The organism is Bartonella sp. AP40SXNS, from assembly GCF_042195825.1.
GTDB lineage: Bacteria > Pseudomonadota > Alphaproteobacteria > Rhizobiales > Rhizobiaceae > Bartonella.
Map to the genome: position 1 here is coordinate 1 of NZ_JBHIPB010000018.1, position 16,485 is coordinate 16,485.

Annotated in this window: 10 protein-coding genes, 1 tRNA gene and 1 pseudogene; 6 read left to right on the forward strand and 6 right to left on the reverse strand. The window is 36.6% G+C overall.

The window, feature by feature from the left end; all coding sequences use genetic code 11:
* Positions 1–34: 34 nt before the first annotated feature.
* Positions 35–265 (forward strand): hypothetical protein, encoded by a 231-nt coding sequence (locus ACFILZ_RS08680; RefSeq protein ID WP_375610899.1) that lies wholly within the window; start codon positions 35–37, stop codon positions 263–265.
* A 175-nt stretch (positions 266–440) separates the two neighbouring features.
* On the opposite strand, the gene ACFILZ_RS08685 is transcribed toward ACFILZ_RS08680, so the two are convergent.
* Positions 441–516 (reverse strand) — tRNA-Phe (locus ACFILZ_RS08685).
* A 401-nt stretch (positions 517–917) separates the two neighbouring features.
* Here ACFILZ_RS08685 and ACFILZ_RS08690 point away from each other — a divergent pair.
* From ACFILZ_RS08690 to ACFILZ_RS08700, 3 genes are all read left to right on the forward strand, one after another.
* Complete coding sequence (locus ACFILZ_RS08690) at positions 918–2,081, forward strand: phosphoserine transaminase (RefSeq protein WP_375607454.1); 1,164 nt, start codon at positions 918–920, stop codon at positions 2,079–2,081.
* A 383-nt stretch (positions 2,082–2,464) separates the two neighbouring features.
* On the forward strand, positions 2,465–3,754 hold the full coding sequence (locus ACFILZ_RS08695) for an adenylosuccinate synthase (RefSeq protein WP_375607453.1): 1,290 nt from the start codon (positions 2,465–2,467) through the stop codon (positions 3,752–3,754).
* Positions 3,755–3,990: 236 nt separating this feature from the next.
* On the forward strand, positions 3,991–5,412 hold the full coding sequence (locus tag ACFILZ_RS08700; protein WP_375610900.1) for a hypothetical protein: 1,422 nt from the start codon (positions 3,991–3,993) through the stop codon (positions 5,410–5,412).
* A 199-nt stretch (positions 5,413–5,611) separates the two neighbouring features.
* On the opposite strand, the gene rpoH is transcribed toward ACFILZ_RS08700, so the two are convergent.
* From rpoH to ACFILZ_RS08715, 3 genes are all read right to left on the reverse strand, one after another.
* Positions 5,612–6,496, reverse strand: coding sequence for an RNA polymerase sigma factor RpoH (rpoH, locus tag ACFILZ_RS08705; RefSeq protein ID WP_375608648.1), 885 nt, complete (start codon positions 6,494–6,496; stop codon positions 5,612–5,614).
* 148 nt (positions 6,497–6,644) lie between these two features.
* Positions 6,645–7,649, reverse strand: a complete 1,005-nt coding sequence (locus ACFILZ_RS08710; protein WP_375610901.1) for an RluA family pseudouridine synthase — start codon at positions 7,647–7,649, stop codon at positions 6,645–6,647.
* Between the two features lie 32 nt (positions 7,650–7,681).
* Positions 7,682–9,112 carry an aldehyde dehydrogenase family protein gene (locus ACFILZ_RS08715; RefSeq protein ID WP_375607449.1) on the reverse strand — a complete coding sequence of 477 codons (1,431 nt, stop codon included), beginning with the start codon at positions 9,110–9,112 and terminating at the stop codon, positions 7,682–7,684.
* Between the two features lie 470 nt (positions 9,113–9,582).
* Here ACFILZ_RS08715 and ACFILZ_RS08720 point away from each other — a divergent pair, with 470 nt between their 5' ends.
* Together ACFILZ_RS08720 and ACFILZ_RS08725 are read left to right on the forward strand one after the other, a co-directional pair.
* On the forward strand, positions 9,583–12,165 hold the full coding sequence (locus ACFILZ_RS08720) for a DNA translocase FtsK (protein WP_375610902.1): 2,583 nt from the start codon (positions 9,583–9,585) through the stop codon (positions 12,163–12,165).
* Between the two features lie 1,216 nt (positions 12,166–13,381).
* On the forward strand, positions 13,382–15,091 hold the full coding sequence (locus ACFILZ_RS08725) for an ATP-binding protein (protein ID WP_375682365.1): 1,710 nt from the start codon (positions 13,382–13,384) through the stop codon (positions 15,089–15,091).
* An 18-nt stretch (positions 15,092–15,109) separates the two neighbouring features.
* Here the strand turns inward: ACFILZ_RS08725 and mscL are convergent, their stop codons facing one another.
* Together mscL and ACFILZ_RS08735 are read right to left on the reverse strand one after the other, a co-directional pair.
* Entirely contained in the window at positions 15,110–15,517 is a 408-nt protein-coding gene (gene mscL / locus ACFILZ_RS08730; RefSeq protein WP_375607446.1) for a large conductance mechanosensitive channel protein MscL, read from the reverse strand.
* 707 nt (positions 15,518–16,224) lie between these two features.
* Positions 16,225–16,485, reverse strand: a pseudogene (locus ACFILZ_RS08735) (hypothetical protein); the annotation flags it as partial.

Here is a 16,485-nt window from a genome sequence, read left to right on the forward strand (position 1 = left end):
ATTTTGAAGCATAACAAGCAGGGAGCCCATTTATGTGGTTGGAAAGATGGTCAAGAAACGAAGCAGCAAAGATAAAGATCTTACAGAAACAGAACAACAGCTTCTTCATGAGATGATAGAGACCTATCAAGGCTTAAAGATGATGTCACGCATCATGAAGTGGATTGCCTTCATTCTCTTTATGTTTGTTATTGATTTTGCCCGCCTTATGGATGCACTCGATAATATCTTATCACACCTCAAAAAATGGATAACGAAAAGTTAGAGTTAGAGACTCTCTGGACATCAGGATTTACTAAAAACCACCCCGAAAAGAACTTCTGATTTGCAATAATTGAGAACATATTGCAAAATCATATCCCCTCACTCTATATTTGGGAGTCCCTCATTACGAAAAACATTTGGAAAACCAGTAAGTTATGTTTAATAAAAAAAGAAAGTGGTGCCCAGACGCGGATTCGAACCACGGACACGCGGATTTTCAGTCCGCTGCTCTACCAACTGAGCTATCTGGGCATGCTTCATAAAAAATATAAAGCGTTTGCGGTTATAACATTAAAATTTTCTCTGTCCAGTCATCAAAAGAAAAATAATTGATTTTTTAATAAGTTTATCTCCCTATTCTAGAGCGTTATCAATGAATTTTTATCATAAAATAAATTTGATAGGTATATTGGACACTTTAGTGTATTGTTATTAGAAGGCTGTCTTATTGTGGTGATGATACGAAAAAAAATTAAAAGAATCAATCGAGAAGCATGATTAAGAAAGATTTTTTTATAAAGTTTCTATGAATCTTAAGCATACGCAATAATAGACAATATTTTTGACTTTTTTCTAAAAAGATTATTGATTAGTCTTTATAATAATTTGTTTTTCTTTATAAAGAAAGAAAAACATCTAAAAGGGGAGAAATAATGATAATGTTACAAAAACCAAGTAGTCGTCCCAATAATACTAATTTTTCTTCAGGTCCTTGTAGCAAACGGCCTGGTTGGACTCTTGATGTTCTTAAAAATGCATTAGTTGGGCGTTCGCATAGATCGAGAGAAGCAGAATTAAAACTTGCTGAAGTTGTTGATTTAACCCGTGAGATTCTTGAAGTTCCTTCTGATCATCGTATAGGAATTATGCCTGGTTCAGATACCGGTGCTGTTGAGGCCGCTTTATGGTCTTTATTAGGTGAGCGTGGCATTGATATGGCGGCGTGGGAAAGTTTTGGGTTTGGGTGGAATAAAGATGTTGTCGAGCAATTAAAGCTTTCTGATGTGCGTCGTTTTGAAGCTCCTTATGGTGAAATACCAGATTTAACACAACTTGACTTTGATCGGGATGTTGTTTTTACATGGAATGGGACAACTTCTGGTGTGCGTATTCCTAATGCAGATTTCATTCCGCATAAGCGGGCTGGATTGACCATTTGTGATGCAACATCGGCAGCTTTTGCGCAATATCTTGATTTTTCAAAATTAGATGTTGTGACGTTTTCATGGCAGAAAGTTTTGGGAGGTGAAGCAGCACATGGTATGGTGATTTTAAGCCCTCGTGCTGTTGAGAGGCTTGAGAATCATGTTCCAGCTTGGCCTATGCCCCAACTTTTCTATATGACAAAAAATGGAAAATTGAATGAAGATATTTTTAAAGGAAAGATCATCAATACACCTTCTATGCTTTGTGTTGAGGATTTCCTTGATGGGTTGAAGTGGGCAAAATCTCTAGGAGGTGCAGCGGCATTAAGAGCTCGGGTTGAGAAAAATTTTTCTGTACTTGATGCTTTTGTTCGCAAAACGCCATGGTTAGAATATTTGGCAAAAGATCCTGAAGTGCGTTCTAACACCGCTGTTTGTTTAGATATTGTGGATCCAGTGATTACTGCTTTGGATACAGAAAATCGAGTATCTTTTATAAAAGCGGTTGTGAAACGTCTTGATGAGGAAGGGGTTGCTTATGATATCGGTTCGTATCGCGATGCTCCTCCTGGGCTTCGAATTTGGGCGGGTATAACAATTGAGGCTTCCGATCTTGAAATTTTAACACAATGGCTTGAGTGGGCGTTCCAAGTTGAAAAAGCACAGCTTTAAATAATTACTGGTGATTTTCACAACGTGTTTTTAAACAAAAAAGGATACGAGAGATTATGATGATCTTTCGTATTCTTGTATCAAACAAACAGCCTCTAAATATTACATGAATTGTAAAAGATTAAGACGGGGAATGAATACTTTGTCAGGTGTTGGATACGAACAAATTAAAATCTCTAATGTTTTTACTTTTTGTAGCGAAAATGACAGATTTAAAATATTTGGGTATTTTCTTATCTTTATTATCATAAATTTGAAAATTTAATCACTTGAAGATTGAGAAAAATCTGAAATGAGGAGTCGCACTTGCTTTAAGGTTTCGTTATAAGGAAGCATTTGTTTTTGAATGCTGGTTTTTTTGACCAAACACGACGGAGAAAATTATGGCCAATGTAGTTGTTGTCGGTACACAATGGGGTGATGAAGGCAAAGGTAAAATTGTAGATTGGTTGTCTGAGCGAGCAGATATTGTGGTAAGATATCAGGGGGGGCATAATGCTGGCCACACATTGGTTATTGATGGAGTGAGTTATAAATTATCGCTTTTACCGTCTGGTTTAGTGCGTGGAAAGCTATCAATCATTGGAAATGGTGTTGTTGTTGATCCTCATCATTTTGTTGCAGAATTAAAAAAACTATGTGATCAGGGTGTACAAATTACACCAGAAATTTTACGGATTGCTGAAAATGCTCCCTTGATTCTTTCTTTGCATCGTGACCTTGATGCAATTCGAGAAAGCGGTTTATCTGGTTTAAAGATTGGTACAACAAAGCGCGGTATTGGACCGGCTTATGAAGATAAAGTGGGACGTCGTGCTATCCGAGTGATGGATTTAGCAGAAAAAGATACGCTTATGGCTAAGATTGAGCGGCTTTTGAGGCATCATAATGCTTTGCGTCGTGGAATGGGTGTTGTGGAAATTGATTCTCAAGCACTTTATGATGAATTGATGCAAGTCGCGGATAAAATTTTACCCTTTATGGATTGTACGTGGCGTCTTTTAGATGAAGGGTATCGAGGAGGGAAACACATTCTTTTTGAAGGTGCGCAAGGTGCTTTACTCGATAATGATTTTGGAACTTATCCTTATGTAACGTCATCGAATACAGTTGCTGGGCAGGCATGTACAGGTTCAGGGATGGGACCTGGTGCAATTCATTATGTTTTGGGTATTGCAAAAGCTTACACCACACGCGTTGGAGAAGGGCCGTTTCCGACAGAGCAAATAAATGATATTGGTGAATTTCTGGGAGTGCGTGGACATGAATTTGGTGTTGTAACGGGTCGAAAGCGTCGATGTGGTTGGTTTGATGCTGTCTTAGTACGTCAGATGGTAACAATTTGCGGTGTGCAAGGGATAGCATTGACAAAACTTGATGTTTTGGATGGTTTAGATGAAATAAAAATTTGTATTGGTTATGAGCTTGATGGTAGAAGAATTGATTATTTACCTTCTTCCATGGGAGCTCAAGCTCGGGTGAAGCCTGTTTATGAAACATTAGAAGGTTGGAAGGAAAAAACAGCACATGCGCTGACGTGGGAAGATTTACCTGCGCAGGCTGTTAAATACATACGCTATATTGAAGAACGGATTAATACAAAAGTAGCTTTATTATCCACGAGTCCAGAGCGTGAAGATACTATTCTGATTACAGATCCCTTTGCAAATTGATGGTTGTTTTTAGATTTCTATATATGTTCTCTGTTCGTTTTTGTATCTTTTTACAAAAAAGTTTTTAAGAGCACGTAAGAGAAAGGTGCAAAATAGCATTGTTTATTTTTCATATTCATTTTACATTATTGCGATAGTTGTACCAATATTAAATGGCAACCAATTTAGAAGGCTAAAATAAAGTTTTTTGGCTTTACTATTGATTTTTTCTCAGTTTAAGAGAGATTATAGAGGAAATGGTAGATTTCGTTGGAATCTTAAAAAAGACAATTAATGCACAAAATAATATTACACCACAAGTGCGTAAGCGGATTTATAAGCGGGCTATCGAAACACTAGAACATCAATTTGTAATAGCAAAAATCCCACAAGCAATAGCGGATGAACAAAGAAAGATTCTTCGAAGTTCTATCGCAACCGTTGAAGAAGAATATTTAGTAGTTGAAAAGAAATTGCTTTCTTCAGTCATTGGGTGGAATCCCACAAATATAAATGAAGATAAGAAAGTTACAAAAAAAGTTATATTACCAAAGAATAATGAATTTTCAATGGTAAACATAAAAAGAAAGCAGGATTTTGTTGCACGTTCAAAAGATAATAAAGTATTTGATAAGCCTTATGTATCAGATGTACCAGATGCAGAGCCTGTTAATATGGGGGCTTATTTCTCTTCTCAGCATGTTAATAGCTGTACGTTAAAGGGTTCTCCCTCGCAGGAAGATAATCCGCATATTGTTTCGCATATTTTTTCCCAGGCTTTACGTCGCGCTAATAAATCACTGGTGCAAAGGCGTATTGTGATAAGTGCTGTTTCTGTTGTTAGTATTGTTGTTTTAACGGTTGGTATTTTTTTTGTTGGTGAGCGTGTATTTATATCAAATGATCATCAGTTGTTGGGAGAAAATCTTCAAGCTTCTCACAGAGTTCCAAAGGCACTTTCGGTTAAGAGAAAGTTAACACAACGCTTATTAGAGGATGGGAGTGAAATTGATGTCGGTTTAAAACAAGCGACAGATTCTTCGGATGAAGAAGGAATCTCAACAGTTGTTTCTAGCAATTTGCAGTCGCTTGAAAAATCGGGTGAAGCTGTTTTTTATCAAGCACGTACAAATTATGATGCAGAAAAGATGGCAACCGGAAGTGTTCGCTGGACGCTTATAAAGGAGTCTTATGTGAAGGGGGCTCCAGAAGAAACAACTATACAAGGTGATATAACAATTCCTGATGAAGGGATATCATTACGGTTAATTTTACGTCGTAATACCGATCAGTCATTTCCTGCTGCGTATATTATGGACCTTATTTTTATTCTTTCGGATAAATTTTCAGGTAAAGCTATAAGCAATGTTCAAGCATTAACCTTTAAAGCAAGTGAACAATCCATTGGATTGGCTTTAACAAGAACTATTGCTGCAAAGATTAACGATGACTTTTTTCTTGTCGCATTGAGTCGAAATCATCCATTTCTTGATCGAAATTTACAATTGATGCGAGAATTAGATTGGATGCGTTTGGTGTTAACGGATAAAAACGGGCGTATAAGTGAATTAACCTTTGCAAAAGGACCAACAGGTAAGTCTATTTTTAATGAAGTTATTGGACAATGGCTTGCACAACAAGATAAGTTAACAGTTCTTGGTCAAAAAAATAAAACATAGATGCGGAAAAATAAAAGGTTGTGGAGAATTCTCTATATCTGTTTCTATCAATTATACCAAATGCGCTCAACAAAGCCTATACATCAATAACTCAAAAAATTAGATAGGCTAATTTACCCGTATAAAGCCAATATATGCCTTTTTTCATTTTTACTTTAAGAATGTGCAAACAATTGGCTTTATACTTAATTCTAGAATTTTATACTTGAGCTTGAGATAAAGCAGAATCTTTGATGAAATTTTGCACTTTTTCAAATGCACGCATTTCAATTTGTCTTACTCGTTCTCGACTGATGTTGAATTCACCAGAGAGCTCTTCTAGGGTTAGTGGGATATCGTTTAAACGACGCGCTTTGAATATACGTTTTTCGCGTTCATTGAGATTGTCCATGGCATTTATGAGCATAGAACGACGATTTTCTAATTCACTTTTTTCAATTAAAATTTGTTCTTGATCGTTAGATTCATCCACCAACCAATCTTGCAGCTCGCTGTTTTCCCCTTCCTTTGTTCGAATCGGTGCATTGAGTGACGTGTCACCACCAAGCCTGCGATTCATTGAAACAACTTCATCTTCTGTAACATTCAACTGTGTTGCAATTTCTTTTACTTGTTCTGCGTTGAGATCACCGCTATCAAGGGCTTGAAGTTTACTTTTTATCTTACGAAGGTTGAAAAACAAGCGCTTTTGATTGGCTGTTGTCCCCATTTTCACCAAACTCCAAGATCGCAATACATACTCTTGGATTGATGCTTTAATCCACCATATTGCATAGGTTGCAAGACGAAAACCCCGTTCTGGTTCGAAACGTTTAACAGCTTGCATGAGTCCAACATTACCTTCTGAAATGACTTCCCCAATGGGGAGTCCATAGCCCCGATATCCCATCGCTATTTTAGCTACGAGACGCAAATGACTGGTTACCAGCCTATGCGCAGCTTTTAAGTCATTATGCTCACGGTAACGCTGAGCTAACATATATTCTTCTTTTGGTTCAAGCATTGGAAAACGACGGACTTCCTCTAAGTAACGATTTAAACCGCCATCACCTGTTATTACTGATAACAAATTCATATGGGCCATATAGCACCCTCCTTTTGTCTGAATTCCCTGATAAGGCAAATTCTCTGTTTCAGATAGCGAACTACCCTTGTAACCTCACTTTAGCATATTTTTGAATTTTGTTCAAAAAAAGATATTTTATTGTCAAATCTTGAGAAGGAGAAAAGTTTCAATTCATTTTTTTAAAATGCTTAATAAGTTTAGCCATATCTTGAGGCAGCGGTGTGGAAAACGACATAACTTTACCGGTAGAAGGATGTTCAAAAGTAAGACTTGCAGCATGGAGTGCATGTCGGTTGAATTGATCTATTGCATTTTTAATAATGGGATTAAGGGTATTTGACTTTGTTTTAAAAGCATTTCCATAAACCGTATCACCTACGAGAGGATGTCCGATATGAGCCATATGAACACGGATTTGATGGGTACGTCCGGTTTCCAAACGACATTCCAGAAGGCTAGCAAAAGACGTTGAGTCTGGATGAGTACCGTATTTTTCAAGCAGAGAAACATGTGTAACAGCATGACGAGCATAAAGATTTTGGCTATGAATAACAGCTTGCTTTGTTCGGTTATGGGGCGAACGACCAAGTGATGCATCAATTGTCCAGACATTACGGTGAGGTGCCCCCCAAATCAAGGCATGATAACGTCGATCTAATGCGCAGGTACGTCCATGATCAGAAAATTGAGCGCTAAGATTTTTATGGGCCAGATCATTTTTTGCAACAACCATGACACCGCTTGTATTTTTATCGAGACGATGGACAATGCCAGGGCGTTTAACACCACCTATACCAGATAAACTATTACCACAGTGGTAAATAAGAGCATTAACCAACGTACCAGTCCAATTGCCATTCCCAGGATGAACAACAAGACCAGCTGGTTTATTAATAACGATGATATGATCATCTTCAAAAAGGATGTCCAATGCGATAGCTTCAGCGCTAGGTTCTGCATCACGAAGATCAGGCATTGCCAATTCAATTATTTGGTTAATTTTTAATTTTGTTTTTGGTTCCTTTATGAGATGACCATCAATCTTAAGACAGCCTTCATGGATGAGGGCTTGCAAACGTGAACGTGAGAGCACATTATGGTATTGTTTTGCGAGCCACTGGTCAAGACGTTGCCCAAGAGCACCTTCATCCGTTATTTTCTGTATTACCATACGATTCCTATTAAGTTTTTAATAAGATTCTCTTACCAGTATGAAATTGCTTTACTATCAAGAAATTCTTTAATTCCCCAATGTCCCCCTTCACGGGCGCGCCCAGAAAATTTTACACCTCCAAAGTAGCTTCCACTGGGTAACCCATGTCCATTAACTTCTACCATACCAGAGCGTACTTGTGCTGCAATACGACGACATTTGTTGCGATCTTGTGATTGAATATAATTTGTAAGACCATACTCAGTGTTATTGGCTAAAGCGACGGCTTCTTCTTCTGTACTAAAAGCAAGAATCGAGAGAACTGGACCAAAGATTTCTTCTTTAAAAATACGCATATGAGGTTTTACATCAGCAAAGACTGTTGGACGAACATAATAACCGCGTTCCATTCCTTTTGGTAAACCAGTCCCTCCTGCAACAAGAGTTGCACCTTCATCAATTCCCGATTGGATAAGTTCTTGAATTTTATCGTATTGTTTTTTTGAAACGACAGGCCCAATATGATTTCCTTCTTGGTAGTTTGGTCCTACTTTTGTTGTTTCTGCAATATCTTTAGCTATTTTTACGGCTTTGTCATAGATGCTCTGTTCCACAAGCATACGAGTCGGTGCATTACAACTTTGTCCACTATTATAAAAGCAATGTCGTGCACCACGTTGAATAGCATCTGAGTCGGCATCAGCAAAGATAATATTCGCTCCTTTTCCCCCAAGTTCCAGACAGACTCTTTTTAAAGTTGCGCTGGCATTTTTCGAAATATCTTTTCCTGCTCTGGTTGAACCAGTAAAGCTGATCATTTCTAAATCTGGATGTGCAGAGAGGTAAGAGCCGACAGTCGCACCATCACCATTGATTAAATTAAAAACACCGGCTGGAAGTGCTGCTTCATCTAAAATTTCAGCAAAAAGCATAGCAGAAAGAGGCGCAATTTCAGAGGGTTTTAACACCATGGTACAGCCAGCTAAGAGAGCCGGGATAACTTTAAGCGTTACTTGATTCATGGGCCAATTCCATGGCGTAATTAATCCTACAACGCCGATAGGATCGTAGTGAAGGATGGCTTGCTCATTTCCCTTTATTAAAGTTTCTTGGAACGAAAACTCTTTATAAGCTTTGATAAAATTGCGAATATGAGAACTTCCGGTTGCAGTTTGCGCATTAAGCGCCATATCAATCGGTGCTCCCATTTCCATTGAAATAGTTTTTGCCATGTCTTTGGAACGTTTTTCATAGATCTCTAGAATTTTTTCAACGAATCCAAGACGCTCGCTTGGTGACGTTGTTTTCCATTTTTGAAACGCTTCTTTAGCCGCGTTAATTGCCTTATCGGCATCTTTTGTACTTCCAAGGCTAATGACAGCACAAGCCTCTTCTGTTGATGGATTAATGACGTCAAAGTCGTGAGGAGTGCTTGGATCATCCCATAGACCATTGATATAAAATTTCCGTTTGTTAAACATAATTGGCTCCCTTTTTTCTATTTGTGTTTATGTCATTATGATTATCTTAGTCTAAGCCTTTTTAAACGAGGATAACAAGGGTAATCTTATAAAAACGCGAGAAACTAGATTATATTATGGTAATTGAGCATGAAGAATTTAATAGAGCAATGCTTATATAACTATTTGTATTATCGAGACTAATTTCTTTTATGAACAGGGAGAGAAAGAGAGGTATAGACAATTTCCTTGAAGCTTTTTTTATCATGAAGTTTTTTTCAAAACGAATGGAATACGCGCTATACGACACCATAAACTGGGTAATTTACGTCGTAAATAGGAAGAAAAAACATTATGAATATGCATTATGGCATTATTTTTTTTATTGAAAAGTAGCTATCAGCAAAAGGTTATTAACCTTCATACGATAGTCTCTATGAATTCTTTTTGAAAAGATTATTTTTCTCATTGCTATAAATTTGTTGGGTGCCATGCATAATTCGAAAACAAAATCTATTTCTACATCTTCTTTTTCTGATGATGGTACAAAAGGTGCATCAAGAGAAGATTTATCTATTAAGATTACCGAGATATTTCCTTATCCGGAAGTGTGGAAAAAGGCATTTACCCTCGGAAAAAATGTCCGTTTTACGCGTACCCCAGAAGTTGAGATTTTGCGTCGTCGTATAGAAACAGATCCAATTTTTGCAAAACAGTTTAAAATTTTTACGAAACAAGATCAAAAACAAATTACAGATATTGTACGCTGTAACAAGAAAACGAAAAATGTTCTATCCACAAAAAAAGTCATTAATCCTCAATCAATAGAGAATAAAACGTCAGTTTGTCATTCAACAGTTTTACAGCAGTTGTCACGACAGACTATTGGTATGTCACCAGAAAATATTCCGCTTAAGGAGGATAAACAAGAACATAAATTACCAGGAGAAAATGTGCTACAAAAAATGAATCCTGCTTTGCACCTTTCCAATGATGCATTTTTTGAGTGTGAATCTTTGATATTTGAATATGTGGATACTCAAACTTCAAAAGAGGATGCATCGATTGACACAAAAAATGAAATTACACCTCATATTCCTTCTGCCTTTGATGAGTCAATAACTGCTCTTTATCGTGTTCTTGAATACCGCTTTCCACAACTCTATGATTCAATTACATCAGAATCTCCAGCAGAAAGGATGCGAGGTGTTGAGCAAATTTCTGATTTAATGCATACAAATAATGATACGGCTAAAAAGTATCATTCTAAGCTTTCTGTTGAAGATTGTGCTCATACGTCAAGTGATGCAGAGGCGTTAAACAATACTGAGGCGTTAAGCGGTGCTGGGGCTCGTATAGAGACTGAAAATAGCAATAATACTATCGCTAATAATACCGTTGATTGTGTAACAAAAGATGTCACAAAGAATTCAAAATATTTGTCTGTGATGCAAGCAAACGTTAAAACTAAAATATTCCAATCTAGCCGCGCGCCATTAGGCAATTATGATTCTGCTTTTGTGCAAAATATGCACTCTGTTGACTGTGATGTTTATGAGTTTCCTCCGGTCAGTTTATTACAGAAACCTGTTTTTCATGAAGGTACGATGATTCCTCAGGAAACATTAGAACGTGGTGCTGGACTTTTGGAAAGTGTTTTGGAAGATTTTGGTATTAAGGGTGAAGTTATCCATGTACATCCAGGGCCAGTGGTTACAATGTATGAATTTGAGCCTGCTGCGGGTGTAAAGTCATCGCGCGTTATTAATCTTTCTGATGATATTGCGCGTTCTATGTCTGCTATTTCTACACGCGTTGCTGTCATTCCTGGACGTAATGTTATCGGGATTGAGTTACCCAATGCGGTTCGTGAAACCGTTTATTTACGTGAATTAATCCAAACACGTTCTTTTCGTGAAAGTGAATTTAAACTTGCTCTTGCTTTGGGGAAAGGGATTAATGGTGAACCGGTCATTGCAGAATTAGCAAAAATGCCTCATTTATTGGTTGCGGGAACAACAGGATCAGGAAAGTCTGTTGCAATTAATACAATGATTTTGTCGATTCTTTATCGTATGACACCAAAGCAGTGTCGTTTGATCATGGTTGATCCTAAAATGTTAGAGCTCTCTGTTTATGATGGCATACCACATCTTTTAACACCTGTTGTAACAGATCCTAAAAAAGCAGTAACAGCTTTAAAATGGGCGGTTCGTGAAATGGAAGAACGTTATCGCAAAATGGCTAAGTTAGGTGTGCGTAATATTGATGGTTTTAATGCACGCGTTGCACTTGCAGCTCAAAAAGGCGAAACGATCATGTGTACTGTACAATCGGGCTTTGATAAGGAAACAGGGGAAATGCTTTATCATGAAGAAGCCATGGATCTCACGCAGCTTCCTTATATTGTTGTGATTGTTGATGAGATGGCTGATCTTATGATGGTGGCAGGGAAAGAAATAGAGAATGCCATTCAGCGCTTAGCGCAAATGGCGCGTGCGGCAGGTATTCATCTTATTATGGCAACGCAGCGTCCTTCTGTTGATGTTATCACAGGGACAATTAAAGCGAACTTTCCTACCCGCATTTCTTTTCAAGTAACCTCAAAAATTGATAGTCGTACGATCTTGGGTGAACAAGGTGCTGAAACGCTTTTAGGTCAGGGGGATATGCTTCATATGGTAGGTGGTGGGCGCATCGTGCGCGTTCATAGCCCTTTTGTCTCTGATGAAGAAGTTGAATCCATCGTTGCACATCTTAAAATGCAAGGAAAACCTGATTATTTAGCAACGGTAACGGATAATGAAGACGATAACAAAGAGGATGCTTCTGCTGATTCAACGGTTGGAGTTTCTGAGGACGAAAATTTTGATGAAGAGGGTGAGGGACTTTATAATCAAGCTGTAAAGATTGTTATGCGTGATAGAAAATGTTCAACATCTTATATTCAGCGTCGACTTTCAATCGGCTATAATAAAGCAGCTTCTCTTGTCGAACAGATGGAAGAAAAAGGCATTGTTGGAGCCGCTAATCATGTTGGAAAACGTGAAATTCTACTCAATGAAGGGAAATAAACAAGCACATTTTAAAATGGGAAATTTTTAAAATGTCTGACAGTCATTATTAAAATGTGCTTGTTTTATTTTTTCAGAGAAAATGGGCTACACGTATTTATCTTTTATAATTATTAAAAAATTGAGTAGAGAGTTATAAAGCAAAAGTGATTTTTTGTATTAAAACTGCTGATGAGGTAAACAGGCTGATATCAAAGGAGATTGTAAGATATTTTTAGTTTTCTCGATGATCTGGAATGTAAAGAAATTAAACAAATCTTTATATGAAGACCGGTGATGTTTGTTTTCTATTCTATTCTATTTACAGAGAGATTCTTGAGTCAAGCAGTGTGGTGATATATTTTTTGTTTTTTTCTGTCGCGATTTTAATGAAAAAAAGGTCTTTGGGCGATTATGGAGAATATCATAAGAAGAGTGTCCAATATACAAGGTCTGTTGCGTTGGGTGCTTTAAAGCGCTACGCTGAATTTATTATCATTTGATACTGTCAGTGCAAGAAAGATATTCTTACGAGACTTTATTTGAAAAAGAAATTTTTAATTTCGGACTTTTATCATGCAATATACTGATTTATAATGATAGTTTATCATTATTTGTGTGAATAAAAGTCTCCAATATCGTAAGATTTTTTCATTTCAAATCTATTCCATGTTGAATAGTCAAAACCATCTTTTGGTATATCATAAGTTAAGTTAGCGTATGGGTAAAAAACATTTAAAAAAGGAATTTAAATGCCTCTGATGAGGGCATTCAAATGCCAAAAACTATTGGCAACATGAGGAGCTGGAAAGTATAATGATGGTGCTAGCTGATTTTTGCGTAAGTATAAAATGGTAATACACAATGCTTTGATATCTTCTATGGTGATCTTTATAGCGCACCATTTACGGGGGACGTCGTAAATAAGTTTGGGGATCGTGGATATATCTCTTTAAAACAGGCGCATGAATGCGCAAAATTAAGTGTATTCTTTTTTTGGTGACTATTTTATGTGAGGATCATGTTCCTATTAAGGTGACAAATCTTATTACCTTAATAGGTGAATAAGTAACAGTGTTAGGGAATTCTTTTTATTTTTGTTTTGTTGGTGAAGCAGTCAAAATTTTGCTACAGACAATTGATACAAGATGTCAGAGTATTGTAACCAGAGAAGGTACTTGTAAAAGATTAGCATTATTCGTTTGAGAGTAAATCCAATACTTTTTTAGTTTTAGTTATGCCATTAAAAGAAGATGAGTTGAAGTTAAATACAAATGAATTAAAATGTAAGCAAGAAGCTTTTCGTTTTACACCAGAGCTTTTGCCGCGACCTTTTACGTGGAAAATTGATAGCAATGGTTTATTTTGTGAAGTTTCAAAAGAGTTAGCTGAAGTTGTTGGGCCTCTCTCTTCCTCTATTTTAGGATGTAGTTTTCATGATCTTGCTTATCAATTTAATGATGAGCGGTATCGGATTCTTAGCCGTTTTATTGAAGCGGCTGTACCTTGGAATGAAGAGATTGTTCAATGGCCTGTTGATGGCTGTTCACAATGGCTTGATGTTGAGTTATCTGCTTTACCAATTTTTGATGTTAAAAAGAAGCTTAAGGGATTTTGCGGCTTTGGTGTTTTAAAAGTACGAGAAAAAGTCCAAGAAAAAAGAGATGAAAAGCTAAAGACGGAAATGCCGTGTCTCTCTGAGATAGAACGATCAGCTTTTCGTGAGATTGCCGAGCAATTGCGTGATGAATTGAATTCATCGGAAAAAGAAGAAGAGAATTTTTTTGAAGAGACAGCTATTCAGTTACCATATGCACAGACATTGTCGGTAAATGCTATAGAACAGGCTCTCATAAAAGAGCCAGCTGCAGTTTTATCATTGTTGGATACAGCAACTGATGGTGTTTTATGGTTGGATAAACAGGGCTTTATTCAATCAGCGAGTAGGGCAGCCTTAGCATTAATGAGTTATGAAATAAATGAACTACGAGGACAGCCATTCTCTTCATTATTTACTTTGCAAAGCCAACCTTTGGTTGAAAAATATTTTAAATCAATCGGTATAGAGGGGAAAAATCAGGTTTTAAATCGCAGTGAAAGCGCTGATTTAATGACGAAAAATCATAAAAATATAACCGTTTTGATAACGATTGTATTTTTGGCAAAGCAAGGCAATTATGCTGTTATGTTGCGTGATATAACACAAACAGTTCCATCAGGAGAAAAAAAAGCAGAAGAGGATAAAATCGTTGGAGTTGTTCATGAAATACGAACACCTTTGAATGCTCTTATTGGTTTTGCAGAAATTATGAGAGAAGGCCGTTTTGGTTCGATAGAAAATGAGCGCTATCATGGATATTTACGCGATATTATTTCCTCTGGAAAACATATATTATCGCTGATTAATCAATTACTAGAGTGCTCGAAGATAAATTATTCTGATTCCGATAACCAGATTGATACTTCCCTTATTTCTGAAACATTTGATGTGATATCTTGTTTACGTGCGACGATCGCTTTTCTTGAAACTCAAGCTAATCAGAACGGCATTATCATGCGTATTGTTGCTCCACCTCACGTTCCATTTATTCCTGTATCACGACAAGTGTTTCGCCAGATTATATGGAATCTTCTCTCTAATGCCATTCGTTTTACGCCATTGGGTGGGCAGATTATTGTTCACGTTTCTTATAGAAAAGAACGTGTAAAAATTTCAGTGAGCGATAATGGTATAGGGATGAGCGAAGAAGAGATTATACAGGCACTGCAACCTTATGGCCAAGTAGAGCGCAAAGATGGCCGATCTGGTGATAGCGCTTTTATGGGAACAGGTTTAGGCCTCCCAATGTGTAAAGCAATGGTGGAAGAAAGAGGAGGACAATTTTTACTGTTCTCAAAACCAAACCATGGAACAACTGTGGAAATGTTTTTTCCTCGTGTTCCATGAGGTTAATCATGCATAAAATTATTTTTTCTTAGCCAAAAGATCTCTAATTTCTATTAAAAGTTGTTCTTCTGAAGACGTTTTTTTGGGGCTTTCTTCTTCTTTTCTACGAATTTTATTCATAGCCTTAACGAATAAAAAAAGAACCCAAGCAATAATGAGAAAATTGATAAGTAAAGTAATAAAGTGTCCATAGCTAATGGTTGCTCCAGCTGCTTTGGCGGCACTCAATGTTGCTTGTTTTTCGCCAGCAAGTTGAATAAACATATTAGAAAAATCAATTCCACCTGTAATCAGCCCAATGATTGGCATAAAAATATCATTGACAATTGAGTTGACCAAGCTACCAAAAGCACCCCCTATAATCACACCGATAGCAAGATCAATCATATTACCTTTTAAGGCAAATTCTTTGAATTCTTTAAGCATTGCGTTTTCCCCTTTATGTAAGTGATATACGGTAATTTACTTACCGCTTTTGATGAAAAAGGAAAGGGCAGATTTTATTTTTAAGAATATATTACGATATTAATATTATTTTCAAAGAACTTTATAAGGTTTAATAAAGAGCTTTAGGATTCTATTTGAATGTATATAGAACATTTCCTAGAAAAAAGTTTTTTTGATAAAAATTATATCTGCTTTTTTCAACAGAAAGTAGAAAACTGTAGCTTAATTTATATAATTTCCTCAAGATTTTTATGTTAACATTAAAAAAAGAGATTTTTACACAATACCACAAAATGGGTAGTGTTGAAAGCTGAGCTATCAGAAAGCTTTTCAAATGAAGTACATATAAATGAAGCATATATATTGGCATAACATTTTATTATAAAAAGAGAATTTAGGAATAAAAAATATATTTCAGCACTGATGGAAGAAGTGGATAGAGAAGGTGAGAGTAAGATTTACAACTTAATTTCTCTTAATTTAGCAAGCGATAATAGCAATTAGGGGCATATTAGAGCTTATCTAAAAGCTATTTGTATTGTGTTACATGAACTGAAAATGGCGATCACCGATGGAAGGAAGCACATTTCATTAACTGGAAGATTGTATTAGTTTATAGATAGGAGAACTATAGGGTTAGCAAGATCATTTTGATTTGGAAGTTGTTGGTATGATAGGATGTGGGTTCAATGATCAACTGTCATCATTTCGACCATGTGTTCGACAATTACTTTTAGTGCTTCTGATGATAAAGGTACGCGAAATTCTGTTGTAGCATCGCGCTTTTCTTTCATATTTTCAGCAGGGATAATCCATATATCATTATCAATTTGGTCTTTATGAATATGACGTAAAGAGCTAGAGCGAGCGCCTGTAAAGATAAACAAACGCAAAGCCAGATATTTTATGTTTTGTGTTTTACAAAGCGTTTGATAAAAGGCAGTGAC

Excerpts from the sequence above, each read along its gene's own strand:
- ACFILZ_RS08690 (WP_375607454.1), top strand. The coding sequence starts at position 918 with ATGATAATGTTACAAAAACCAAGTAGTCGTCCCAATAATACTAATTTT.
- ACFILZ_RS08710 (WP_375610901.1), bottom strand. The coding sequence starts at position 7,649 with ATGGTAATACAGAAAATAACGGATGAAGGTGCTCTTGGGCAACGTCTT.
- ACFILZ_RS08720 (WP_375610902.1), top strand. The coding sequence starts at position 9,583 with ATGCATAATTCGAAAACAAAATCTATTTCTACATCTTCTTTTTCTGAT.
- rpoH (WP_375608648.1), bottom strand. The coding sequence starts at position 6,496 with ATGGCCCATATGAATTTGTTATCAGTAATAACAGGTGATGGCGGTTTA.
- ACFILZ_RS08700 (WP_375610900.1), top strand. The coding sequence starts at position 3,991 with ATGGTAGATTTCGTTGGAATCTTAAAAAAGACAATTAATGCACAAAAT.
- ACFILZ_RS08695 (WP_375607453.1), top strand. The coding sequence starts at position 2,465 with ATGGCCAATGTAGTTGTTGTCGGTACACAATGGGGTGATGAAGGCAAA.
- ACFILZ_RS08725 (WP_375682365.1), top strand. The coding sequence starts at position 13,382 with ATGCCATTAAAAGAAGATGAGTTGAAGTTAAATACAAATGAATTAAAA.
- mscL (WP_375607446.1), bottom strand. The coding sequence starts at position 15,517 with ATGCTTAAAGAATTCAAAGAATTTGCCTTAAAAGGTAATATGATTGAT.
- ACFILZ_RS08715 (WP_375607449.1), bottom strand. The coding sequence starts at position 9,112 with ATGTTTAACAAACGGAAATTTTATATCAATGGTCTATGGGATGATCCA.